The organism is Xanthomonas sp. SI (assembly GCF_014236855.1).
In the GTDB taxonomy this organism is placed as follows: domain Bacteria; phylum Pseudomonadota; class Gammaproteobacteria; order Xanthomonadales; family Xanthomonadaceae; genus Xanthomonas_A.
Genome location: NZ_CP051261.1, coordinates 2,048,376 through 2,070,225 on the forward strand (window position 1 = coordinate 2,048,376; position 21,850 = coordinate 2,070,225).

At 69.5% G+C, this 21,850-nt stretch carries 21 protein-coding genes; 9 read left to right on the forward strand and 12 right to left on the reverse strand.

Going from position 1 to position 21,850, the window contains the following annotated elements:
• Positions 1-230: 230 nt before the first annotated feature.
• The 7 genes from HEP75_RS08415 to HEP75_RS08445 all read left to right on the forward strand — a co-directional run bounded on the left by HEP75_RS08415 (position 231) and on the right by HEP75_RS08445 (position 9,179).
• Positions 231-1,433: an HlyD family secretion protein gene (locus HEP75_RS08415; RefSeq protein WP_185826120.1), complete on the forward strand. Its 1,203-nt coding sequence runs from the start codon at positions 231-233 to the stop codon at positions 1,431-1,433.
• The gene (locus HEP75_RS08420) at positions 1,430-3,013 is read left to right on the forward strand and encodes a DHA2 family efflux MFS transporter permease subunit (RefSeq protein ID WP_185826121.1); all 1,584 of its coding nucleotides are present in this window, start codon (positions 1,430-1,432) and stop codon (positions 3,011-3,013) included. Before HEP75_RS08415 ends, HEP75_RS08420 begins: the two co-directional genes overlap by 4 nt.
• A 7-nt stretch (positions 3,014-3,020) precedes the next feature.
• Positions 3,021-4,529, forward strand: a complete 1,509-nt coding sequence (locus HEP75_RS08425; protein ID WP_185826122.1) for an efflux transporter outer membrane subunit — start codon at positions 3,021-3,023, stop codon at positions 4,527-4,529.
• A gap of 114 nt (positions 4,530-4,643) precedes the next feature.
• The gene (potA, locus tag HEP75_RS08430) at positions 4,644-5,804 is read left to right on the forward strand and encodes a polyamine ABC transporter ATP-binding protein (protein WP_185822865.1); all 1,161 of its coding nucleotides are present in this window, start codon (positions 4,644-4,646) and stop codon (positions 5,802-5,804) included.
• The gene (locus HEP75_RS08435) at positions 5,801-6,766 is read left to right on the forward strand and encodes an ABC transporter permease subunit (protein ID WP_185826123.1); all 966 of its coding nucleotides are present in this window, start codon (positions 5,801-5,803) and stop codon (positions 6,764-6,766) included. The genes potA and HEP75_RS08435 overlap by 4 nt, the downstream gene beginning before the upstream one ends.
• Positions 6,763-7,617: an ABC transporter permease subunit gene (locus HEP75_RS08440; protein WP_185826124.1), complete on the forward strand. Its 855-nt coding sequence runs from the start codon at positions 6,763-6,765 to the stop codon at positions 7,615-7,617. The genes HEP75_RS08435 and HEP75_RS08440 overlap by 4 nt, the downstream gene beginning before the upstream one ends.
• 197 nt (positions 7,618-7,814) lie before the next feature.
• Positions 7,815-9,179 (forward strand): NAD-dependent succinate-semialdehyde dehydrogenase, encoded by a 1,365-nt coding sequence (locus HEP75_RS08445; RefSeq protein WP_185826125.1) that lies wholly within the window; start codon positions 7,815-7,817, stop codon positions 9,177-9,179.
• Between the two features lie 154 nt (positions 9,180-9,333).
• Here HEP75_RS08445 and HEP75_RS08450 read toward each other — a convergent pair whose 3' ends face one another.
• The 12 genes from HEP75_RS08450 to HEP75_RS08505 form a co-directional block, all read right to left on the reverse strand.
• Positions 9,334-10,326, reverse strand: coding sequence for a magnesium and cobalt transport protein CorA (locus tag HEP75_RS08450; protein WP_185826126.1), 993 nt, complete (start codon positions 10,324-10,326; stop codon positions 9,334-9,336).
• A 25-nt stretch (positions 10,327-10,351) separates the two neighbouring features.
• On the reverse strand, positions 10,352-11,524 hold the full coding sequence (locus HEP75_RS08455; RefSeq protein ID WP_255424089.1) for a DUF4105 domain-containing protein: 1,173 nt from the start codon (positions 11,522-11,524) through the stop codon (positions 10,352-10,354).
• Between the two features lie 128 nt (positions 11,525-11,652).
• Positions 11,653-12,534 carry a transporter associated domain-containing protein gene (locus tag HEP75_RS08460; RefSeq protein ID WP_184410344.1) on the reverse strand — a complete coding sequence of 294 codons (882 nt, stop codon included), beginning with the start codon at positions 12,532-12,534 and terminating at the stop codon, positions 11,653-11,655.
• 112 nt (positions 12,535-12,646) lie between these two features.
• The gene (locus HEP75_RS08465) at positions 12,647-13,147 is read right to left on the reverse strand and encodes a hypothetical protein (RefSeq protein ID WP_255423782.1); all 501 of its coding nucleotides are present in this window, start codon (positions 13,145-13,147) and stop codon (positions 12,647-12,649) included.
• A gap of 163 nt (positions 13,148-13,310) precedes the next feature.
• Positions 13,311-13,781, reverse strand: coding sequence for a hypothetical protein (locus HEP75_RS08470; protein ID WP_185826127.1), 471 nt, complete (start codon positions 13,779-13,781; stop codon positions 13,311-13,313).
• 49 nt (positions 13,782-13,830) lie between these two features.
• On the reverse strand, positions 13,831-14,316 hold the full coding sequence (gene ybeY, locus HEP75_RS08475) for an rRNA maturation RNase YbeY (protein WP_185816012.1): 486 nt from the start codon (positions 14,314-14,316) through the stop codon (positions 13,831-13,833).
• A 55-nt stretch (positions 14,317-14,371) separates the two neighbouring features.
• Positions 14,372-14,521, reverse strand: a complete 150-nt coding sequence (locus tag HEP75_RS08480; protein ID WP_185826128.1) for a hypothetical protein — start codon at positions 14,519-14,521, stop codon at positions 14,372-14,374.
• Between the two features lie 82 nt (positions 14,522-14,603).
• Positions 14,604-15,161, reverse strand: a complete 558-nt coding sequence (locus HEP75_RS08485) for a hypothetical protein (RefSeq protein ID WP_185826129.1) — start codon at positions 15,159-15,161, stop codon at positions 14,604-14,606.
• Positions 15,158-16,144, reverse strand: coding sequence for a PhoH family protein (locus tag HEP75_RS08490; protein WP_185826130.1), 987 nt, complete (start codon positions 16,142-16,144; stop codon positions 15,158-15,160). Before HEP75_RS08490 ends, HEP75_RS08485 begins: the two co-directional genes overlap by 4 nt.
• A 134-nt stretch (positions 16,145-16,278) precedes the next feature.
• Positions 16,279-17,733: a tRNA (N6-isopentenyl adenosine(37)-C2)-methylthiotransferase MiaB gene (miaB, locus tag HEP75_RS08495; protein ID WP_185826131.1), complete on the reverse strand. Its 1,455-nt coding sequence runs from the start codon at positions 17,731-17,733 to the stop codon at positions 16,279-16,281.
• A 188-nt stretch (positions 17,734-17,921) separates the two neighbouring features.
• Positions 17,922-18,992: a DUF4344 domain-containing metallopeptidase gene (locus tag HEP75_RS08500; RefSeq protein ID WP_185826132.1), complete on the reverse strand. Its 1,071-nt coding sequence runs from the start codon at positions 18,990-18,992 to the stop codon at positions 17,922-17,924.
• A gap of 98 nt (positions 18,993-19,090) precedes the next feature.
• Complete coding sequence (locus HEP75_RS08505; RefSeq protein WP_185826133.1) at positions 19,091-19,711, reverse strand: glutathione S-transferase family protein; 621 nt, start codon at positions 19,709-19,711, stop codon at positions 19,091-19,093.
• Positions 19,712-19,788: 77 nt separating this feature from the next.
• Here HEP75_RS08505 and HEP75_RS08510 point away from each other — a divergent pair, with 77 nt between their 5' ends.
• Together HEP75_RS08510 and HEP75_RS08515 are read left to right on the forward strand one after the other, a co-directional pair.
• Positions 19,789-20,757: a WYL domain-containing protein gene (locus tag HEP75_RS08510; protein ID WP_185826134.1), complete on the forward strand. Its 969-nt coding sequence runs from the start codon at positions 19,789-19,791 to the stop codon at positions 20,755-20,757.
• Positions 20,758-20,861: 104 nt separating this feature from the next.
• Positions 20,862-21,818 (forward strand): lytic transglycosylase domain-containing protein, encoded by a 957-nt coding sequence (locus HEP75_RS08515; protein ID WP_185826135.1) that lies wholly within the window; start codon positions 20,862-20,864, stop codon positions 21,816-21,818.
• Positions 21,819-21,850: the final 32 nt, after the last annotated feature.

Below are 21,850 nucleotides of genomic sequence, written 5' to 3' on the forward strand. Positions count from 1 at the left end.
TCGCGGCGCACGCAGGTGTTCGCACTACTGAATACCGCTGCAAGCAACGCTCGAACAAATCTGGACTCGCCAGTACAGATACCCTTAAACTGGACTCGCCGGTACAGATATCCACAAGGCCCACCGTACGTCGCCGTCTGGTGGACGGGCTGTCTGGCTTAGCATGTATCTGCCGTGTACCGCCAGGCGCAGGCGGCGACGGTTTCTTCCATTCCCCAGGAACCTGCGACTTGAGCATTCACGACCCAGATCCCACGCAGACGCACCGGCAGGCGGCTTCGGACGAGGCACGGGCCGCGCCTGCCCAGGATGACGATAAGCAACCAGAAAAGCCGTCGCCGCTGAAGAATCCCAAGGTGAAATGGACGCTGTTGCTGATCGGCCTGGTTGTGCTGATCGGCCTGGTGGCGTGGCTGGTCTACTACCTGACCACCGGCCGCTACCTGCAGGAAACCAACAACGCCTATCTGCAGGCCGATGCGGTGGCGGTGGCGCCGCGGGTCAACGGCTACGTGACCGGCGTGTTCGTCGGCGACAACCAGACGGTCAAGGCCGGGCAGCCGCTGCTGCAGATCGACGAGCGCACCTATCGCGCCACGCAGCAGCAGGCGCAGGCCGTGGTCGCGGTACGTCAGGCCGATATCGCCGCTGCCGAGGCCGGTCTGCAGGCGCAACGCGCGACCCTGCTGCAGGCGCGTACCCAGGTCACCGCGGCCGCGGCCAGCCTGCGCTTCGCCCAGGGCGAGGCCAAGCGCTTCGCGCCGCTGGCCGCGTCCGGCGCCGATACCCACGAGCACTACGAGAGCATCGTCCACGACCGCGATCGCGCCCAGGCCCAGTACGACGCGGCCAAGGCCCAGGTCGCCGCCGCCGAGAGCCAGGTGCAGGGCGCCAGCGCGCAGCTGGACCAGGCCCGCGCCGGGCTGCAGCAGGCGCAGGCCGACGCCGACCAGGCGCAGGTGGCGATGGAGGACACGCGGTTGACCGCGCGCATCGACGGCCGCATCGGCGACAAGACCGTGCAGGTCGGCCAGTTCGTCGCCGCCGGCACCCGGCTGATGAGCGTGGTGCCGGTCGATGCGCTGTACCTGAGCGCCAATTTCAAGGAAACCCAGGTCGGGCTGATGCGGCCCGGGCAGCCGGCGCGGATCGAGGTCGATGCCTTGTCCGGGGTCGAACTGGATGGCGTGGTCGAGAGCATCGCACCGGGCACCGGCTCGCAGTTCGCGCTGCTGCCGCCGGAGAACGCCACCGGCAACTTCACCAAGGTGGTGCAGCGGGTGCCGGTGCGGATCCGGCTCAAGGCCGGCGCGGAGGCGCGCAAAGTGCTGGTGCCGGGCATGTCGGTGACGGTCACGGTGGACACGCGCGCGGCCAAGGATGCCAAGGAGCGGGTCGAGCAGGAAGGCGAGCAGGGCGAGGGCAGGCCGTGAACGAGGCCGCCGCTGCGCCGGCGGCGGGTGCCGGCGCACAGCAGAAGGCCGACGCCGGCGCGTGGCTGGCGGTCGCCGCCGGCACCATCGGCTCGTTCATGGCGACGCTGGACATCTCCATCGTCAATGCGGCGTTGCCGACCATCCAGGGCGAGGTCGGCGCCAGCGGCACCGAGGGCACCTGGATCTCCACCGCCTATCTGGTCGCCGAGATCGTGATGATCCCGCTGACCGGCTGGTTCGTGCGCACCCTGGGGCTGCGCAACTTCCTGCTGATCTGCGCGCTGCTGTTCACCTTCTTCTCGGTGGTCTGCGGCCTGTCCAACAGCCTGAGCATGATGATCCTGGGCCGCGTCGGGCAGGGCTTCGCCGGCGGGGCGCTAATTCCCACCGCGCTGACCATCGTCGCCACGCGCCTGCCGCCGGCGCAGCAGACCATGGGCACCGCGTTGTTCGGCATGACCGTGATCCTGGGACCGGTGATCGGGCCGCTGCTCGGCGGCTGGCTGACCGAGAACGTCAGCTGGCACTACGCGTTCTTCATCAACGTGCCGATCTGCGCCGGGCTGGTGGCGTTGCTGCTGCTCGGCCTGCCGCACGAGCGGATGAACCTGCGCGGGCTGCTCGATGCCGACTGGCTCGGCATCTTCGGGCTCACCGCCGGACTCGGCGCGCTGACCGTGGTGCTGGAGGAAGGCCAGCGCGAGCGCTGGTTCGAATCCTCCGAGATCGTGCTGCTGAGCCTGCTCTCGCTGGTCGGCTTCGTCGCCCTGGGCGCGTCGCAGTTCTTCAGCCGGCAGCCGGTGATCCGCCTGTCGATCCTGTTGCAGCGCAGTTTCAGCGCGGTGTTCGTGATGGTGATGGCGGTGGGCATGATCCTGTTCGGGGTCATGTACATGATCCCGCAGTTCCTGGCCACGATCTCCGGCTACAACACCGAACAGTCCGGCTACGTGGTGCTGCTGTCCGGCCTGCCCACGGTGCTGTTGATGCCGCTGATGCCGAAGATGCTGATGCGCGTGGACGTGCGCATCCTGGTGATCGGCGGACTCAGCTGCTTCGCCATCGCCTGCTTCGTCAACATGAGTCTCAGCGCCGATTCGGTCGGCATGCATTTCGTGATCGGCCAGTTGCTGCAGGGCTGCGGCTTGGCGCTGGCGATGATGTCGCTGAACCAGGCCGCCATCTCCTCGGTCCCGCCGGAGCTTGCCGGCGACGCCTCCGGGCTGTTCAACGCGGCGCGCAACATGGGCGGCTCGATCGGCCTGGCGCTGATCTCCACCTTCCAGGAGCGGCGCATGGTGTTCCACACGCAGATGATCGGCAGCGGCACCAGCGCCAATTCGCCGCTGGCGCAGGACTACCTGCATGGCCTGGCCGCGCAGCTGCAGTCCGCTTCCGGCGCCGGCGCGGCGCTGCAGTCGGTGGCGCAGCTGGCGCGCATGGTGCAGCAGCAGGCGCTGGTGATGACTTACAACGACCTGTTCTGGATCTTCGGGGTGATCGTGGTATGCACGATTCCGCTGGGGTTGCTGCTCAAACCGCTGCCCAAGGGCGGCGCTCCGCTTGCGATGCATTGAGGATTCCATGGCTCAGCGTTTTTCCCGTGTGCTCGTCCCCGCCGTGCTGCCGCTGCTGTTGTCGGCGTGCGTGCTCGGCCCGAACTACGTGAAGCCGCCGCCGGTGGCCGAGGCGGCGCAGGCGCAGCCGCAGCTGCATCGCGCCGATGCGGTCGCCGCCGCGGCAGGCGTGGTGCCGGCGGCGCCGCCGCAGCGTTGGTGGGAGGCGTTGCAGGATCCGCAATTGGACAGCCTGGTCGAACAGGCGCTGCAGAACAGCCCGAATCTGCGCGCCGCGCAGGCCAAGCTGCGCGCCTCGCGCGCGCTGGTGCAGCAGCGCCACGCCGAACAGCTGCCCAGCGTCGGCGCCAATGCCGCCTATCTCAACGCCAGGGCGCCGGACGCGCTGGTCGATGGCTTGGGCAGCGTCGCTGCCGGCAGCGGCCAGCAGCTGTCCATCGATCCGCATGCGCAGCTGTACAGCGTCGGCTTCGATGCCAGCTGGGAGCTGGATTTCTTCGGCCGCCGCCGCCGCGCCAGCGAAGGCGCGCTGGCCAATGCGCAGGCCGACGAGGCCGAGCTGGCCGACACCCAGGTGCAGTTGGCCGCCGAAGTGGGGCAGGCCTACCTGGGCTATCGCGGCACCCGCGAGCGCATCGCCATCGCCCAGCGCAACCTGGAGGCGGCGCGGCAGACCCTGCAACTGACCCGGCAGCGCCGCGAGCGCGGCGCCGACGCCGACCTGCAGGTGGAACGCGCGCAGGCGCAGCTGCAGCAGCAGGAAGCGGTGTTGCCGGACCTGCAGGCGCAGGCGAAGGAAGCGCTAGACCAACTGGCGCTGATGATCGGCCGCGAGCCGGGCGCGCTCGACGCCGCGCTGGCCGCGGACCGTCCATTGCCGACGCTGCCGGCGGTGGTGCCGGTCGACGATGCAGGATCATTGATCCGCCGCCGCCCCGACGTGCGTCGCGCCGAACGCCAGTTGGCGTCTTCGTCGGCGCAGATCGGGCAGGCGCTGAGCGCGTACTTCCCGCAGGTGACCCTGCTCGGCAACATCGGCATGGCCGCGACCTCGCCGGGCGACCTCGGCAGCGATGCGATCAACAGCGTGGTCGCGCCGTTCCTGCGCTGGTCGATCTTCGATTTCGGCGCGACCAAGGCCAAGGTGGAACAGGCTCGCGCCGGCAACGAGGCGCGCCTGGCCGCCTACGAAGGCACGGTGCTGGCGGCATTGCAGGACGCCAACAGCGCGCTGGCCCGGTTCGGCGCCGCGCGCCAGCAGGCGCTGGCCGCGGCCAAGGCCGAAGCCTCGGCGGACCGTTCCGCGGCGCTGCTGCAGCAGCGCTACGCGGCCGGCGCCTCGTCGCTGATCGATGCGCTGGACGTACAGCGCCAGCAGGCCTCGGCGCAGGACAGCGCAGTGCAGGCGCGCACCCAGGTGCTGCTGCGCTACGTGGCGCTGCAGAAGAGCCTGGGACTGGGCTGGGCGCCGCCGCCAACGCAGACGCCGGCACCGGCACCGGCACCGGCGCAATAAACGCCTGCGCCGCGGTATCGCCGATGCGGCGGCCGCGGCTACACTGAGGTCGGCCGCGCAATCCCGGCAGCATCGGCGAACGCGCGCCGCGGTGTCTTCCACGGGGAGCAACAGATGGCGTTGAGCGAAGCGAGATCCGACCTGCCGCCTGCCGCGATCGCGGCTGCGGCGGCGCCGCCGGCCAAGGGCAGCGGTTACCTGTCCATCGCCGGCCTGCGCAAGGAATTCGACGGTTTCGTCGCGCTCGACGATGTCGACCTGGATATCCGCAAGGGCGAGATCTTCGCGCTGCTCGGCGGCTCGGGCAGCGGCAAGTCCACGCTGCTGCGCTGCCTGGGCGGTTTCGAACAGCCCAGCCGCGGCCGCATCGTGCTCGACGGCCAGCCGCTGGACGGCCTGCCGCCGTACGAGCGCCCGCTCAACATGATGTTCCAGTCCTACGCGCTGTTCCCGCACATGACCGTGGAGCAGAACATCGCCTTCGGCCTGAAGCAGGACGGCCTGTCGCGCGCCGCCATCGCCAAGCGCGTCGGCGAGATGCTGGAGCTGGTGCAACTGGGCAAGCTCGGCAAGCGCAAGCCGCACCAGCTCTCCGGCGGCCAGCAGCAGCGCGTGGCGCTGGCGCGTTCGCTGGCCAAGGGGCCGAAGCTGCTGCTGCTGGACGAGCCGATGGGCGCGCTGGACAAGAAGCTGCGCTCGCAGATGCAGCTGGAGCTGGTCGGCATCATCGAGACCTCCGGGGTGACCTGCGTGATGGTCACCCACGACCAGGAGGAGGCGATGACCATGGCCACCCGCATCGCGCTGATGGATGCCGGCTGGATCCAGCAGGTCGGCACCCCGGACGAGATCTACGAGCAGCCGGCCAATCGCTTCGCCGCCGAGTTCATCGGTTCGGTGAACCTGATCGACGCGGTCATCGACGAGGACCTGCCGGACTACGTGACCCTGCGCACCGCCGCGTTTGCCGACAGCATCTACGTCGGCCACGGCATCACCGGCATCACCGGGCAGCCGGTGTCGTTCGCGGTGCGCCCGGAGAAGCTGGGCATCGGCAAGGACGCGCCGGCGCAGGCGCACAACAAGGCGCAGGGCACGATCGAGGACATCGCCTATTTCGGCAGCCATTCGGTCTACCACGTGCGCCTGCCCAGCGGCTTCAAGCTGATGGCCAACTTCGCCAACCGGCAGCGCTGGGCCAGCGACAACCTGACCTGGGGCGATGCGGTGTGGGTGTGGTGGGGCGACAACGACGGCGTGGTGCTGACCGCATGAGCGCGCCCGCCGCCGCTGCCGCCGCACCTGCCGCGCCGCCGCGGCGCACGCTGCTGCAGCGCCTGCGCCAGCGGCGCCTGCCCGGCGCGCGCTGGCTGGTGATCGCCGCGCCGTACCTGTGGCTGCTGCTGTTCTTCGCGATTCCGTTCCTGATCGTGCTGCGCATCTCTTTCGCCGAGCAGGCGATCAGCAGCCCGCCGTACAGCAATCTGCTGGACTACACCGACGGTGTGCTGACGCTGAAGTTCACCCTGCAGAACTACCTGGCGCTGGTGCGCGACAACCAGTACATCGAAGCCTACTGGGGTTCGATCAAGATCGCCGGGATCTCCACCCTGCTGACCCTGCTGATCGGTTATCCGATGGCCTATGTGATCGCGCGCCTGTCGCCGTCGGCGCGCAACATCGCGATGATGCTGGTGGTGCTGCCGTCGTGGACCTCGTTCCTGATCCGCGTCTACGCCTGGATCGGCATCCTCGACAGCAACGGCGTGCTCAACCGCACGCTGCTGGCGCTGGGGTTGATCGAGCAGCCGCTGCGCATCCTGTACACGCCGATCGCCGCCTATATCGGCATCGTCTACTGCTATCTGCCGTTCATGGTGTTGCCGCTGTACGCCACGCTGGTGAAGCAGGACCACCGCCTGCTCGAGGCCGCCTACGACCTGGGCGCGCGACCATGGAAAGCGTTCGCGACCATCACCTTGCCGATGTCGCGCCCGGGCATCGTCGCCGGTTGCATGCTGGTGATGATCCCGGCGGTGGGCGAGTTCGTGATCCCGGAAATGCTCGGCGGCCCGGACACCTTGATGATCGGCCGGGTGCTGTGGGGCGAGTTCTTCAACAACCGCGACTGGCCGGCGGCCTCGGCCGTGGCGATCGCGATGCTGCTGTTGCTGATGGTGCCGATCCTGATCTTCAACCGCTACCAGCAGCGCCAGCTCGAAGGCGGTCAGGCGTGAGCGGCGCGGGCGCGCTGCGCGGCGGACGCGTGCTGCGCTGGACGGTGCTGACCGGCGGCTTCGCCTTCCTGTATCTGCCGATCCTGCTGTTGATGGTGTACTCGTTCAATTCCTCAAAGCTGGCCACGGTGTGGGCGGGGTTCTCCACCAAGTGGTACGGCGAACTGCTGCGCGACCGGCAGATCCTGCAGGCGGCGTGGATCAGCCTGAAGGTGGCGTTCTGGACCGCGACCGCGTCGATGGTGATCGGCACGCTGGCGGCGATGGTGATGACCCGCTTCCGTCGCTTCCCCAGCAAGAGCCTGTTCGGCGCGTTGGTGACCGCGCCGCTGGTGATGCCGGAGGTGATCATCGGCCTGTCGATCATGATGATGCTGGTGTCGATGGGCGGGCTGATCGGCATCCCGCCCAAGGGCGTCACCGCGATCTGGGCCGCGCACGTCACCTTCACCCTGTCCTTCGTCACCGTGGTGGTGTCCTCGCGCCTGCAGGAACTGGACCGCTCGCTGGAAGAGGCGGCGATGGACCTGGGCGCGAACCGGCTCAAGGTGTTCTTCCTGATCACGCTGCCGATCATCGCCCCGGCGCTGGTGTCCGGCTGGCTGCTGGCGTTCACTCTGTCGCTGGACGACGTGGTGATCGCCAACTTCGTCGCCGGGCCCAACTCGACCACGCTGCCGATGACCGTGTTCTCCTCGGTGCGGATGGGGCTGAAGCCGAAGATCAACGCACTGGCCACGCTGATGGTGCTGGCGGTGTCGATCGCGGCCTTCATCGGCTGGTGGCTGATGGCGCGCAGCGAGAAGCGACGCCAGCGCGACGTCCAGCTGGCGCTGCAGCAGGGCGGTTAGCGACGTGCTGCTTTTCTGTAGGAGCGGCTTCAGCCGCGACCGGGCGTTCCGGTAACACCCCGGTCGCGGCTGAAGCCGCTCCTACAAAGGCTGCCGCCATCGCAGAACGCTGTGGTCCATCGCCTCGGCGCCATCGCCACGCCGCCGCAACCTTCGCGGCGCTAGGCTGGGCGGACTTTTTCCAGGAGTCCGTCGCGATGCCTTACGACACCGTCAATCCCGCCACCGGCCAGGTCGACTACAGCCTGGAGCTGATGGATGCCGCCGCCGTCGAGCAGCGCCTGGCCGCGTCCGCGCAGGCCTTCCCCGCGTGGGCGGAAACCCCGCTGGAGCAGCGCGGCGCGCTGTTGCGGCAGGTCGGCGTGCAGTTGCGCGCGCGCCGCGAGGAGATCCAGCGGCTGATGACTGCGGAGATGGGCAAGCTGCGCAAGGAGGCGCTGGCCGAGATCGACAAGTGCGCCGATGCCTGCGACTACTACGCCGAGCACGCCGCCGATTACCTGCGCGAGCAGCCGATCGCCACCGATGCGCAGCGCAGCTACGTGCGCTACGAGCCGCTGGGCTGCGTGTTGGCGGTGATGCCGTGGAACTTTCCGCTGTGGCAGGTGTTCCGCTTCCTGGCGCCGGCGTTGATGGCCGGCAACGTGGCGCTGCTCAAGCACGCCAGCAACGTGCCGCGTTGCGCCGATGCGATCCACGCCGCGCTGGCCGCCGCCGGCGTGCCGGCCGGCGTGTTCGACGTGCTGCACATCGACAACGACCAGGCCGCCGAGGTGCTGCGCGACGCGCGCATCGCCGCGGTGACCCTGACCGGCAGCGAGCGCGCCGGCCGCTCGATCGCCGCCAACGCCGGCGACCAGCTGAAGAAGTGCGTGATGGAACTCGGCGGCAGCGACGCCTTCGTGGTGCTGGACGACGCCGATCTGGACACCACTGTGGCCGCGGCGGTGAAGTCGCGCTTCGACAATGCCGGGCAGACCTGCATCGCGGCCAAGCGCTTTGTGGTGGTCGAGGCCATCGCCGACGCCTTCGTGCGCCGCTTCGTCGCCGCCGCGGCCGAGCGCCGCCTCGGCGATCCGCAGGACGAAGCGACCACGCTGGCGCCGCTGGCGCGGCAGGACCTGCGCGACGAACTGCACAAGCAGGTACAGGCCAGCATCGCCAAGGGCGCCAAGCCGCTGCTCGGCGCCGCGCCCGATACGTCCACCCACGCCGGCTATCCGGCCTCGATCCTCGACCACGTGGTGCCGGGCATGCCCGCCTACGACGAAGAGTTGTTCGGCCCGGTCGCCGCGATCCTGCGCGTGGCCGACGAAGCCGAGGCGGTACGCGTGGCCAACGACACCAGCTTCGGCCTGGGCGGCAGCGTGTGGAGCGCCGACCGCGCCCGCGGCGAGCGCGTCGCGCGCCAGCTGCAATGCGGCGCGGCCTTCGTCAACGCCATCGTCAAGAGCGACGTGCGCCTGCCGTTCGGCGGCATCAAGCGCTCCGGCTTCGGCCGCGAACTGGCCGAGCACGGCATTCATGAGTTCATGAATATCAAGTCGGTGTATGTTGGTTGAAGCCGGGATTGGGGAGTCGGGATTAGGGATTCGCAACAGCGGATCCCGATGCCTGACTCCTAGCGACGAAGCTGTTGCTTCAACGCGTGGCTTGCCTCGAACTGGCTACGGCGTGGAGTTTCGCCATTGCGAATCCCCAATCTCCAATCCCGGCTCACAGCCACCGCGCCCGCTTGAACGCCAGATACAGCCCCAGGCAGACGACGCCGACGCCGCCGATCATCAGCGGATAGGCCCAGTGCCATTCCAGTTCCGGCATCTGCTTGAAGTTCATGCCGTACCAGCTGGTGATCAGGGTCGGCGCGGCCAGCAGGGCGGCCCAGGCGCCGAGGCGCTTGACCGTCTCGCCCTGGGCCAGGGTCACCAGCGACAGGTTCACGCTCAGTGCGGTGCCGAGCATCTCGCGCAGGGTGTCGATCGCTTCGTTGGTGCGCACCGCATGATCTAGCACGTCGCGCACGTACAGCCGCACTTCGTCGGGGATCAGCGGGCCGGGGTTGCGCTTGAGGTGGGACAGCACGTCCTGCAGCGGCGCCACGCCCAGGCGCATCTGGTTGAGTTCGCGCTTGAGTTCGTACAGGCGGATCGCGGTGTCGCGCCGGTAGGCCTCGGCGAAGATGTCCTTCTCCAGGCGCTCCAGGCTTTGCCGGAATTCGTCCAGGATCGGCTGGTAGTTGTCGACGATGTAGTCCAGCACCGCATACAGCGCGTAGGACGGGCCCAACTGCATCAGCGCCGACTCGCGTTCCAGGCGTTCGCGCACCGGCGCGTACGGCAGCGAGGCGCCGTGGCGCACGGTCAGCAGGAAGCGCGCGCCGAGGAAGGCGTGGGTCTCGCCGTAGACGATGCGCTCGTCGATCACCTGCGCGGTGTGCACGGCCAGGAACAGCGAGTTGCCGTAGGCCTCGACCTTGGGCCGCTGGTGCGCCATGCGCGTGTCCTCGATCGCCAGGTCGTGCAGCTGGAATTCTTCCTGCAGCTTCTGCAGCACGTGGTCGGCGGGTTCGTACATGCCGACCCAGACGAAGCCGTCGGGCGCGGCCAGCACGTCGCTGATCTGTTCCAGGGCGATGTCGTTGCGGCGGCCGTGGCCGTCGTAGTGCACGCAGTTGATGACGCAGGCGGGATTGGCGGGGACGGTGGCCATGGGCAGCAATGGTGTGCGGGCGGGATCAGCGCTGCAAGCGGCGCCGCGTGAACGCCCAGGCCAGCGCGGCGTGCACCGGCAGCAGCAGGGCGATCCACTGCAGGTTGAATTGCGGCTGCAGCATCGACAGCCAGTGGATCAGCAAAGCCGCGCCGGCCAATGCCACCACCGTCCACAGCGCGATGCCGAACCAGCGTCCGGGCTGGCGGCCGCGCAGCTGCGCGATGGCGCCGCCGATCAGCAGCAGGCACAGCGGGTCGAGCAGCAGCAGATTACGATTGGCCCAGGCCGCACGGTGGTCGCTGAAGCCCCACAGGTACAGCAGCACACCGCCGCCGAGCGCGCACAGCAGCCAGAACGGCAGTGCCAGCGCCGCCAGCCAGCGCGACCGCCGCGCCAGCGCGACCACGCCGACCGCGACCAGCAGCCCGGCCAGCAGCCATGGCCACCAGTGCCGCGCCCGTTCGCTCGGTTCCGGCGCCAGCCGCTGCGGCAGCAATTGTTGCCGTGCCTGCACCAGCGGGCGTCCGGCGCGGTTGCGCACTTCGCCCAGGCTCTCGGCCAGGCGCATCGGCACGAACGCCTCTTCCCAGCGCGACAGCGGCTTGTCGGCGAACGGCCCCAGGCCCAGGTCGAAGCCCAGCCACATCCACGGCGCTGGCGAGGCCAGGCGCACCGATTCGCTGCGATAGGTGTTGCCGCGCGAACGCCCCGACAGCTGCGCGTGCAGCGTGCCGTCCAGCGCGCGGTCCAGCGCATCGCGGACCATCGTGGCGCAGTTGGCGGTGTAGTAGTCGTAGCGGTAGCGCGCGTTTTCCGGCCGCGCGCGCCAGGCCAGCGCCTGCTGCAGCGCGCGCGCCTGCGCCGGTTCCATGTCCAGCCACTGGATGTCCACACCGCGGCCGGCGTCGCGGTACTGCGCCAGGTCCTCCTGCAACGGCAGGGCGACCAGGTAATACCTCATGTCGCCGGCGGCGAAGCGGCTGACGAAGTCCGGCTCGCTGGGATCGAAGAAGCCGAAGTTGTACGAGGTGGCCTGGCCGCTGCGCGGATCCACCACCACGATCGCGTCGTGGCCGAAGCGTTCGAAGAACACCTCGCCCGGCTGCATCGTGGCCACGCCGATGCGTGGCGCCGGTGCCGACGCGTCGTCGCCGGACGGACCGGCGGCGGGCGCTGCGCCGGTGGCGGGCGCCAGCGCGGGCGGCGCGGCAAGGTCCGCGTCGCCGGCCTGCGCGAACGCCAGCGCCGCGCAGCAGGCCAGCAGCGTGCCCAGCAGCCATTGCGGCCAGCCGCGTGCCGGCCCGCGCGACAGCGCACGCGCGATCAAGCGTCTTCCTGCGGGTCGGGCGGCAGGATGGTGACGTGGAAGGCCTGCACCCGGCGCGCGTCGGCGCGCGCCACGCGGAACGCGAAGCGTCCCAGGGTCAGCTCCTCGCCGGTTTCCGGCAGGTGGCCGATGGCCTCGGTGACCAGGCCGCCGACGGTGTCGTAGTCGTCGTCGGAGAAGTCGGCGCCGAAGCGTTCGTTGAAATCCTCGATCGGGGTCAGCGCATCGACCACGTACTGGCCGTCGGCCTGCGCGGCGATCAGCGAGGCTTCGTCCTCGGCGTCGTCGTGCTCGTCGTCGATCTCGCCGACGATCTGCTCCAGCACGTCCTCGATGGTGACCAGCCCGGCGACGCCGCCGTACTCGTCGACCACGATCGCCATGTGGTTGCGCGAGAGCCGGAACTCCTTGAGCAGCACGTTGAGCTTCTTCGACTCGGGAATCAGCACCGCCGGGCGCAGCAGCTCGCGCACCGTGCCCGGACCGTGATCGGCGACCACGCCGCGCAGCAGGTCCTTGGCCAGCAGGATGCCGAGGATGTCGTCCTTGTTCTCGCCATGCACCGGGAAGCGCGAATGGCCGGATTCGACCACCTGCTTCATCAGGTCGAGAAAGCGCGCTTCGGCCGACAGCGACACCATCTGCGAGCGCGAGACCATCACATCGCCGACGGTGAGTTCGGACACCGACAGCGCGCCTTCCATCATGCGCAGGGTATCGGCAGCGATCAGCCCGTCGTGCTGGGCGTCGCGCAGCACCTCGACCAGGTCGTCGCGGGTGTGCGGGTCGCCGGAGAAGACCGAGCTCAGGCGTTCCAGCCAGCCGCGGCGTTTTTCGTGGGTTTCCGGAGGGGAGCTACTAGAGTCGTCTTCTGACATGTTCTATGGATACGGCACCCGGTCTGCCGGGCGATGTGCGCAAGTCTAGCAGGGCCAATGGGACAGAGCCGCGACGCCGGCGGCGGCCGCGGCAGCGCGCGCGGGGACGGGTTCAGCCGCCGCTGGCGGGCGTGCGCAGCGGGTCCGGTGCCGGCGGCGCGTCCGGGTCCTCCGGCAGGTCCAGGCTGTAGCTGCAACCGGCCAGGGTCTGGCCCGGATGCGACTTCACCGTGGACAGGCTGAGGATGATCGATTCGATCATCGGCTCGCCGGTCTTCGGATCGGCCACGTCGCGGCTGACCAGCTCGCGGCCGAACATCGCCTTGTCCGGCGTGTCCACCGCCGCCTCCAGCTGCAGCTGCTTGGCCAGCGGGCGCGGATCGGGCAGGTCCAGGATCGCCATCACGCTGGCGCCGGCGACGGCGATGCGCGTGGTGCTGTGGCCGAACACCTGGATCGGCCGCACCAGTTCGTATTCGCTCATGAACAGGTTGGACTGCGGCAGCGGCCGCCAGCCCTGCGCGACGGCTTTCAGCGGATCGGCCAGCAGCGGCCCCAGCGCGGCGAAGTCGGCCACGCGCTGGCGGCATTCGAGCAGCGCCGGCAGGTCGATGGCGGGTGCAGGGGCGGGTGCGGGCGCAGGAGCGGCAGCAGCAGCGGCGGCCGCAGCGGGCAGTGCGGCCGCGAGCGCGAACAGAAGCAACGATGGACGGATCAACGCGCTGGACCTCGGGCCGGAAAGCGGGGAGTTGCGGCGCAGCGGCCGCACGGCAACGTTAGCGCCCGCGCCAGCGCTTGACCAGCCAGTGCCGCGTGCTGGACAAGGTCAGCAGCGCGCTGGCCAGGTACAGCACGGACAGCGCAGCGAGCGTGCCGCCGCTGTCGAACTGGGTGTTCAAGTGGCGGCAGCATAGCCACGCGCCGATCGACAACGGACACAGCAGCGCGACCCGTCCGGCCTGGGCGGCGACGCGCACCGGGCCGCCGACCCGCCCTTGCCGCCGGCGCAGGTAGAACCAGCGCCAGGCGCTGGGCGTGGTCGCCAGCACCAGCAGGGCGAGTGCGCCCAACCAAGGCAGCAACGGCTCGGGCAGGCTGCCGCTGCCGGCGAACAGCGGCGCCGGACGGATCAGGCCCAGATAGAGATAGGCGGCCAGGCCGGCGGCCCACAGCACCATGGCGATGCGCTGCAGCCGCGTGGCGCGTTGGCCGATTCGTTCCTGTGCGGGTTGTCCTGGTTCGAGCATCCGTGTCCACCTCGATCGCTTTCGAAAAACGCGCCGCGTGCGGCAGCCCTCAGCGTTCCCCGGCGTAGGGATCGCCCACGCCCAGGTCGGCCAGGATCTCGCGCTCCAGCTGCTCCATCGCGTCGGCCTCCTTGTCGTCCTCGTGGTCCCAGCCGAGCAGGTGCAGCACGCCGTGCACGGTCAGGTGCGCGTAATGGGCGTTGAGCGGCTTGCCCTGTTCGGCGGCCTCGCGCGCCACCACCGGCGCACAGATCACCAGGTCGCCGAGCAATGGCAGCTTGACGCCCTTGGGCAGGCCTTCGGGCAGTTCGGCCGGGAAGCTGAGCACGTTGGTGGCGTAGTCCTTGCCGCGGTAGTGGTGGTTGAGCGAGCGGCCTTCCTTGTCGTCGACCAGGCGGATCGCCAGGTCGGCTTCGCGGATGCGGCCCTTCAGCGCGGCGGCCACCCATTTGCGGAAGCTCGCCGCCGCCGGCAACCCGGCGCGGGGCAGGGCGTAGCTGACGCCGACGTCGAGGTGGACCGGACCTTTGGTCATGGCGATACCGGCAATCAGAGCGGACAGGAGCAGACAGTATCGCGCGTGCGGCGCGTCACCGCGACTTCCAGGCGGCGGCGTAGGCGATCTCGATCACGTCGTTTGCGTCGGCATGCGCGTCGGCATCACGGTCGATGCCCGCGTCCTCGACCGAGTCGTGGCAGTTGAAGTCCTTGTGGGTCGTGGTCTTGCGGACCAGCTCCACGCCTTCTCGCTCTTGCTTGCCTCGTGCACGCACAAGAGCGGCGCGATCTGCTGTGGGATGGATGGTGCGCCCTACGGCAGGGTCAGGTGACGCATTCGGTCAGCGCCAGCACGGGCGGTCCGCCGGAGGCGGCGCGGTAGACCACACCGCCCATCGGCCCGTCCTGGCAGTCCGGGTTGGTGCGCTCGACCTCGATCGCCGGCACCAGGCCCGGCATCGCGTCCATCCACACTGCGGCTTGTCCATGTTCGAGCAGCTGTCCCACTAAATACAGGCTGTCGGTGGGGATGTTCGCTTCTTCGACCACGGTGCAGCCGAAGCGGTCGTGTGCGCCGCCGGCGACGGCCAGGAGCGCTTGCGCACGCCCTCCGGCGATCCAGGCCAACCGCTGTCGCTCGTCGTCTCTCGGCGCGGTGGCGGAGGCGCGCCAGGCGTCGGCGGCGCGTTTGAGTTCGGCGCCAGGGAGGCTGATGGTCGCGTTGTTTACCCTGACCGACAGGCACGGCGGTGCCATGGTTTGGGCGAGGGCGATGCGCTGTGGCGTCGCCGGAATCGCCGCCTGGGTCTGGGCGAGGCCGCACTGGTTGCAGGCCATGCCGAGCAGGGCCGTCAGCGCAACGCCGGGCCAGCGCCGGGTCATGCGGCCGGACCGGTCGCCTTGTCGGTGAAATCGCGCTTTTCGTAGGCGGTGACGATGCGCGCCACCAGCGGGTGGCGCACCACGTCGCGCGCCTCGAAGAAGGTGAAGCTGACCCCCTCGACCTCGTGCAGCACTTCGATCGCGTCGCGCAGGCCGGACTTGACGTGCTTGGGCAGGTCGATCTGGGTCAGGTCGCCGGTGACCACCGCGGTGGAGCCGAAGCCCAAGCGGGTCAGGAACATCTTCATCTGTTCGATGGTGGTGTTCTGCGCTTCGTCCAGGATCACGTAGGCGTCGTTGAGCGTGCGCCCGCGCATGTAGGCCAGCGGCGCGATCTCGATGACGTTCTTTTCCAGCAGCTTGATCACCTTCTCCACGCCGAGCATCTCGTACAGCGCGTCGTACAGCGGGCGCAGATAGGGATCCACCTTCTGGCTCAGGTCGCCGGGCAGGAAGCCGAGCTTCTCGCCGGCTTCCACCGCCGGGCGCACCAGGATCAGCCGCTGCACGCGCGATTCGTTCAGCGCCTCGACCGCGCTGGCCACTGCCAGGAAGGTCTTGCCGGTGCCGGCCGGGCCGACGCCGAAGTTGATGTCGTGGCTGGCGATCTGGTGCAGGTACTTGGCCTGGTTGGCGCCGCGGCCGCGCACGGTGCCGCGCTTGACCTTGATCGCCACCTCCTGCGGTTCGTAGGCGCGTTGCGCGACGTGGTCGACATTGGCCTGGTTCAGGCGCAGGTGGATGGCCTGATCGTCGAACACCACGCTGTCGGCCTCGGCGTACAGGGCCTGCAGCAAAATCTCGGCGGCGGCGACCGCGCTGGACGGGCCGGTGATCCGGAACACGTTGCCGCGGTTGGAGATCTCCACGCCCAGGCGCAGTTCGATCTGGCGCAGGTGCGCGTCGAACGGCCCGGCCAGGTTGGCCATGCGTTCGGTGTCGGCGGGGTCCAGGGTGAAATCGCGTTGCGTGGGAATGGTCATTCGATGCGGACGCGGCGGGCGCGTGGCTGCCGGTGTCGTTCAGGACAGGGAAGCGAAGCGTAGCGCGCGTGGTGGTGAAGGACCAGTCGCGTCGGCACGGACGATGCGGCGCGCGCTGGTGGCGCGCGCCGCGCTCAGCCGGCGTCGACGAGCAGGCGCCCGCGCAAGGAATTGCTCAGCGCCTCGGTGATCGCCACCTCGACGAACTGGCCGACCAGGCGCGGATGCCCGGGGAAGTTCACCGAGCGCATGTTCTCGGTCTTGCCGGTCAGCTCGGCCGGGTTCTTTTTCGACGGGCCTTCGACCAGCACCGTCTGCACGCTGCCGACCATGTCGCGCGAGAGTTGCAGCGAGTGCGCGTTGATGTGCGCCTGCAGCCGCGCCAGCCGCGCGTGCTTGACCGCGTCGGGCGTGTTGTCTTCCAGGTCCGCCGCGGGCGTGCCCGGGCGGCGCGAGTAGATGAAGGAGAAGCTCTGGTCGAAGCCAACGTCCTCGATCAGCTTCATGGTCTTGTCGAAGTCGGCGTCGGTCTCGCCGGGGAAGCCGACGATGAAGTCCGAGCTGATCGAGATGTCCGGGCGCACCGCGCGCAGCTTGCGGATCTTCTGCTTGAATTCCAGTGCGGTGTAGCCGCGCTTCATCGCGCTGAGGATGCGGTCGCTGCCGGCCTGCACCGGCAAATGCAGGTAGTTGGCCAGCTGCGGCACGTCGCGATACGCATCGACCAGCGAATCGCTGAACTCCAGCGGATGCGAGGTGGTGAAGCGGATGCGGCCGATGCCGTCGATCTGCGCGATGCTGCGGATCAGCAGGCCCAGGTCGGCGTACTGCGGCTCTTCCCCGGCCTCGGCGTCGGCGTACGGCCCGCGGTAGGCGTTGACGTTCTGGCCGAGCAGGTTGATCTCGCGCACGCCCTGTGCGGCCAGCTGCGCCACTTCCACCAGCACGTCCTCGAACGGCCGGCTGATCTCCTCGCCGCGGGTATAGGGCACCACGCAGAACGAGCAGTACTTGGAGCAGCCTTCCATGATCGACACGAATGCCGACGGGCCGTCGGCGCGCGGTTCCGGCAGGCAGTCGAACTTCTCGACCTCGGGGAAGCTGATGTCCACCTGCGACTTGCCCGATTCGCGCCGCGCGCGGATCAGCTCCGGCAGCCGGTGCAGGGTCTGCGGGCCGAACACCAGGTCCACGTAGGGCGCGCGCTTGACGATCGCCTCGCCCTCCTGCGACGCCACGCAGCCGCCGACGCCGATGATCACCGGCTTGCCGCCGGCCTTCAGCGCTTTCCAGCGGCCGAGCTGGCTGAACACCTTCTCCTGCGCCTTCTCGCGGATCGAGCAGGTGTTGACCAGCACCACGTCTGCTTCTTCGGGGTTGTCGGTCAGCTCTAGGCCCTCGGCGGCGGCGAGCACGTCGGCCATCTTGGCCGAGTCGTACTCGTTCATCTGGCAACCGTGGGTCTTGATGTACAGCTTGCCGCGCACCACCGCCGGCGCCGCCGGCCGGGTGGCAGGCAGCGGCAGCAGGGCAGGGGCGCTCGCGGCGGGAGCCGCGAGTGGCGAAACGGGGGCTGGCGTCCCGGGCATGGCGCTTACTCCAGACGGGTTGCGGGCGCGGCCGGCGATGGCCGCGATCAGCCGCGCATTGTATCGGCAACCGACACTGCCGCGGCGGGCGGCGGCGAACCGGCGCCGCGCAGGGCGTTTCGCGTCGGGACGGCCCGCTGCCGTCCCCGCGTCGGCGCCGCGAGCGTCGCGCTGCCGCGGGAGGCGCCTCAGCGCACGTACGGCGACTCGGCGTTCTCTTCCTGCTTGCGCTTCGCCTCGTCGTAGCGCTTCTGCGCTTCTTCGCCGCTCATCTGGTACTTGGGGGCGATGTGCGGCAGCAGCAGCTTGGCCCAGGCGGTGGTGATGCGGCTGCTCTCGGTGGGGCAGCGCTGGGCGCGGTCCTCGGGCAGCATGCCGCTGGTCACCAGGCGCAGGTACTTGCCCGGGTCGCGCCCGTACAGCATGCACATCAGGTTGTAGAAGCGCTGCTGGCCGAGCGAGTGCTCATCGGCGAAGTCGGCCGCGCCGTACTGTTCCTTGGTGTTGAGCACGAAGAACAGCCCGGCCAGCCGCAGGTTCTCGGCCAGGTCGCCGGGCGACTCGTTGGGCGCCATGAACATCAGCATCAGCGAAGAGGCGAGCTGGTCGGCCGAATCCTCCTCGCGGCCGGTGCTGGGCAGGCTCAGCATGTCGATCAGCGCATGGCCGAATTCGTGCAGCATGATGAAACGGGTGTTCGCCAGCAGGAAACGTGCGCTGAAACTGTCGTCCTGGTTCTGCTCGCCCAGGCTGGCGCCGATCTTGGTCAGCATCTCCACCATTTCGTAGCACAGCACCAACTCGTGCTTGGTCGGCGAATAGAAGGCGTTGGTCTGCTTGCACTCGGCGGTGATCAGGTGCAGCGGGCCGGGCAGCATCAATAGCCCGTCCATCGCGTTGACCTCGGGCAGGCGGTGCAGGATGTCGATCTTGACGGCGAAGTCGTACGCGTCCTGCAGCGCCGGATCGCGCGGCGGCACGTATTCGTAGGTGAACTTGACGCCCTCGGCCTTCGGCTCCTCGGTCGTCGCGTCCTTTGCCGCCTCCGGCTGCGGACCCTGCTGCGCATCGACCGCATGGCCGGCGGCGGCATCGGCGACCGCATCGGCGGAGGCGCCCTTGGCCGCGGGCTTGGCCGGAGGGGGCAGCGTCGCGGGTACGGCCGCGACGGACTGTTGCCCCTTCCATGCGGTATAGGCCCAACCGCCGCCTACGGCCAACAGCGCCACGATCAAGATCGCGATGAGAGTCTTTTGCATGCGTTTCCTTCCTTGGTGACGGTGGCGGCCGGTGCTTCCCGGCTGAGCTGCGGCGAGATGGTACGGTGCCGATTGCCGTCTGGGAAGATGCCGCCGCGTCAGGCGCTGTCGGCGTCGATCGCCTGCGCGCGCTGCACCGCCGGCCGCGCCGCCATGCGTTCGACGTAGGCGCGGGTCGGCGCCGGCGGATCGACCAGGCCGAAGCCGATCATCCAGCCCAGCGCGCTGCCCCACAGCACGTCGGCTGCGGTACAGCGCTCGCCGAGCAGGTAGTCGCCGCGCGCCAGCTGGTCGTCGACCACGCCCATCACCGTGTCGCAGTCGGCGTACGGCGACATCGCCCGCGGCGGCGCCTCGCGCTTGAGCGCGCGGTCGATGATGGCCGGCTCGAACGCCGAGCCGTAGAACGCCAGCCAGCGCAGGTAGGGGCCACGGCGCGGATCGCCCATCGCCGGGGCCAACCCGGCTTCCGGGTACAGATCGGCCAGATATTGGTAGATCGCCACCTGTTCGGTGACCACCGCGCCGGCGTGGTCGATCGCCGGCACCTTGCCCATCGGGTTGATCGCCATGTACTCCGGCGCCAACTGTTCGCCGCTGGCGAAGTCGATGCGTTCCAGCGCGTAGTCCGCGCCCAGCTCCTCGAGCAGGATCAGCACGCCTTTGGAGCGGGATTTGGGGTTGTGGTACAGGGTCACATGGCGGTCGGCGATGGGCATGGCGGCTCTCCTCGTTGATCAAGCGCTCATGCTAGGCGCTATTGCGGACGGATTCTGTCCGCAATACCGTGCGCCATATGACTTCCCCTGCCTCCCGCACCTTGCGCCTGATCGGCTTGCTGCAGACTCGCCGGGTCTGGGCCGGCGCGGAGCTGGCCGAGCGCCTGGGCGTGGACCGGCGCAGCCTGCGCCGCGACATCGAGCGCCTGCGCGCCCTGGGCTACGCGGTGCAGGCCTCGTCCGGGGTCGGCGGCGGCTACCGGCTGGCGGCCGGGGCGCAGATGCTGCCGCTGCTGTTCGAGGACGACGAGGCGGTGACGGTCGCGGTGGCGCTGCGCGCGGCCGCGGCGAGCATGGGCGGCCTGGAGGACACCGCGCTGCGGGTATTGGCCAAGCTCGACCCGCTGCTGCCGGCGCGGGTGCGGCAGCGCGCCGGGGCATTGCAGGCGGTCACCGTGTCGCTGGGCCAGGAGCCGGCGGCGGCGGACACCCAGGTGCTGATTGGCATCGCCAGCGCCTGCCGCGATCGGCGCCTGCTCGGCTTCGGCTACTGCGACCATGCCGGACGCAGCAGCCAGCGCCTGATCGAGCCGCTGCGCCTGGTCAACTACGGGCGCCGCTGGTACCTGCTGGGCTGGGACCGCGACCGTGCCGACTGGCGCACGTTCCGCGCCGAGCGCATCGTGCCGCCGCTGCAGCCGGGCGAGACGATCGCGCTGCGGCTGCCGCCGCGCGACCCGGCCGCGATGGTGCGCGACGCGATCCAGCACAGCCCGCTGCCGCAGCAGTTCGGGCTGAGCGTGCAACTGCGAGGCAGCATGGCCGACCTGGGGCCGCGCATTCCGTCCTGGTGCGGAACCCTGCAGGCCGAGCAGGACGGCCATTGCCGGCTGACCATGCTGGCCGAAACGCTGCCCTGGCTGGCGGCGCAACTGCTCACCCTGGGCGTGCCGTTCGCAGCGCTGCAGGCCGACGCGGCGGTGATGGCCGGACTGCGCAGCGCGCTGGCCGACCTGCTGGCGCAGCTGCCGGCCACCTCCGAATGAGCCGGCCAGGGCGCGAGGCGGGCCGGGTGGCGAAACGGGCGGCCGGTCCCGCTGCCGCCGCCGCGCACTTGGCAAGCGCCGGCGAAGTTGGGACACTCGCCGCCATGAAGGGGATGGTGGGGCTTCTGGGGCTTGCAATCGCAACGCTGTCGGCAATGCCGGCCAGTGCGGGCACCCTATACAAGTGCATCGGCGGCGACGGCGTGCCCAGCTACGTCAGCAAGCGCGTGGCCGGTGCCAGCTGCAGCGTGGTCGGCAGCTATGCGCCCGACCGCCGCGCCGCACGCCCTGCGCCCGCAGTTGCCGCCGTCTCCGCCGAACGTGCGGCCAACCGCGGTGTCATCACCCTGGCCGCGCCGCAGTCCGGCGCCCCGGCCACCATCATCAGCACGCCGGTCGCAGCGCCGGCGCCGGTCGCCGCCAGCGTGGCGCCGAAGAGCGTGGCGCCCGTGCCTGCGATGACCGGTGCCGCGCCGCGGCGGGTGGTCAGCGGCCAGGTCTATTCCTATATGAAGGACGGGGTGCGCCACTACACCAGCGCGCGGCCGACCCAGGTCGCCAGCCTCGGCGCGGTGCGCACCATCCGCTACAGCTTCATCGAGACCTGCTACGCCTGCGCCAACCCCGGGCTGAACTTCGGTGCGGTGCGGCTGAACACCACCGCCTACCAGAGCGAGATCGCCGCCGCCGCGCGCGAGTACGGGGTCGACGAGGCGGTGGTGCGCGCGATCATCCACGCCGAGTCGGCCTACAACCCGATGGCGCTGAGCCGCGCCGGCGCGCAGGGCCTGATGCAGCTGATGCCGCCGACCGCGCGCCGCTTCGGGGTCAGCGATTCGTTCGATGCGTCGCAGAACATCCGCGGCGGCGTGCAGTACCTGGCCTGGCTGCTGAAGCGCTTCAACGGCAACCTGACCCTGGCCGCCGCCGGCTACAACGCCGGCGAAGGCGCGGTAGACAAACACGGCGGGGTGCCGCCGTACAGCGAGACCCAGCGCTACGTGCAGCGCGTCGGCCTGCTCGCCGACCGCTACCGCGGCGTGCTGGCGACGGCGCATTGAGGCATTCTCTTGCCGTCGCGACGATGCATTGT

What these genes read in the sequence shown, in the direction of transcription:
- HEP75_RS08425 (WP_185826122.1), top strand. Translation starts at nt 3,021, where the DNA reads ATGGCTCAGCGTTTTTCCCGTGTGCTCGTCCCCGCCGTGCTGCCGCTG.
- potA (WP_185822865.1), top strand. Translation starts at nt 4,644, where the DNA reads ATGGCGTTGAGCGAAGCGAGATCCGACCTGCCGCCTGCCGCGATCGCG.
- HEP75_RS08435 (WP_185826123.1), top strand. Translation starts at nt 5,801, where the DNA reads ATGAGCGCGCCCGCCGCCGCTGCCGCCGCACCTGCCGCGCCGCCGCGG.
- HEP75_RS08445 (WP_185826125.1), top strand. Translation starts at nt 7,815, where the DNA reads ATGCCTTACGACACCGTCAATCCCGCCACCGGCCAGGTCGACTACAGC.
- HEP75_RS08450 (WP_185826126.1), bottom strand. Translation starts at nt 10,326, where the DNA reads ATGGCCACCGTCCCCGCCAATCCCGCCTGCGTCATCAACTGCGTGCAC.
- HEP75_RS08460 (WP_184410344.1), bottom strand. Translation starts at nt 12,534, where the DNA reads ATGTCAGAAGACGACTCTAGTAGCTCCCCTCCGGAAACCCACGAAAAA.
- HEP75_RS08470 (WP_185826127.1), bottom strand. Translation starts at nt 13,781, where the DNA reads ATGCTCGAACCAGGACAACCCGCACAGGAACGAATCGGCCAACGCGCC.
- ybeY (WP_185816012.1), bottom strand. Translation starts at nt 14,316, where the DNA reads ATGACCAAAGGTCCGGTCCACCTCGACGTCGGCGTCAGCTACGCCCTG.
- HEP75_RS08485 (WP_185826129.1), bottom strand. Translation starts at nt 15,161, where the DNA reads ATGACCCGGCGCTGGCCCGGCGTTGCGCTGACGGCCCTGCTCGGCATG.
- HEP75_RS08490 (WP_185826130.1), bottom strand. Translation starts at nt 16,144, where the DNA reads ATGACCATTCCCACGCAACGCGATTTCACCCTGGACCCCGCCGACACC.
- miaB (WP_185826131.1), bottom strand. Translation starts at nt 17,733, where the DNA reads ATGCCCGGGACGCCAGCCCCCGTTTCGCCACTCGCGGCTCCCGCCGCG.
- HEP75_RS08500 (WP_185826132.1), bottom strand. Translation starts at nt 18,992, where the DNA reads ATGCAAAAGACTCTCATCGCGATCTTGATCGTGGCGCTGTTGGCCGTA.
- HEP75_RS08505 (WP_185826133.1), bottom strand. Translation starts at nt 19,711, where the DNA reads ATGCCCATCGCCGACCGCCATGTGACCCTGTACCACAACCCCAAATCC.
- HEP75_RS08510 (WP_185826134.1), top strand. Translation starts at nt 19,789, where the DNA reads ATGACTTCCCCTGCCTCCCGCACCTTGCGCCTGATCGGCTTGCTGCAG.
- HEP75_RS08515 (WP_185826135.1), top strand. Translation starts at nt 20,862, where the DNA reads ATGAAGGGGATGGTGGGGCTTCTGGGGCTTGCAATCGCAACGCTGTCG.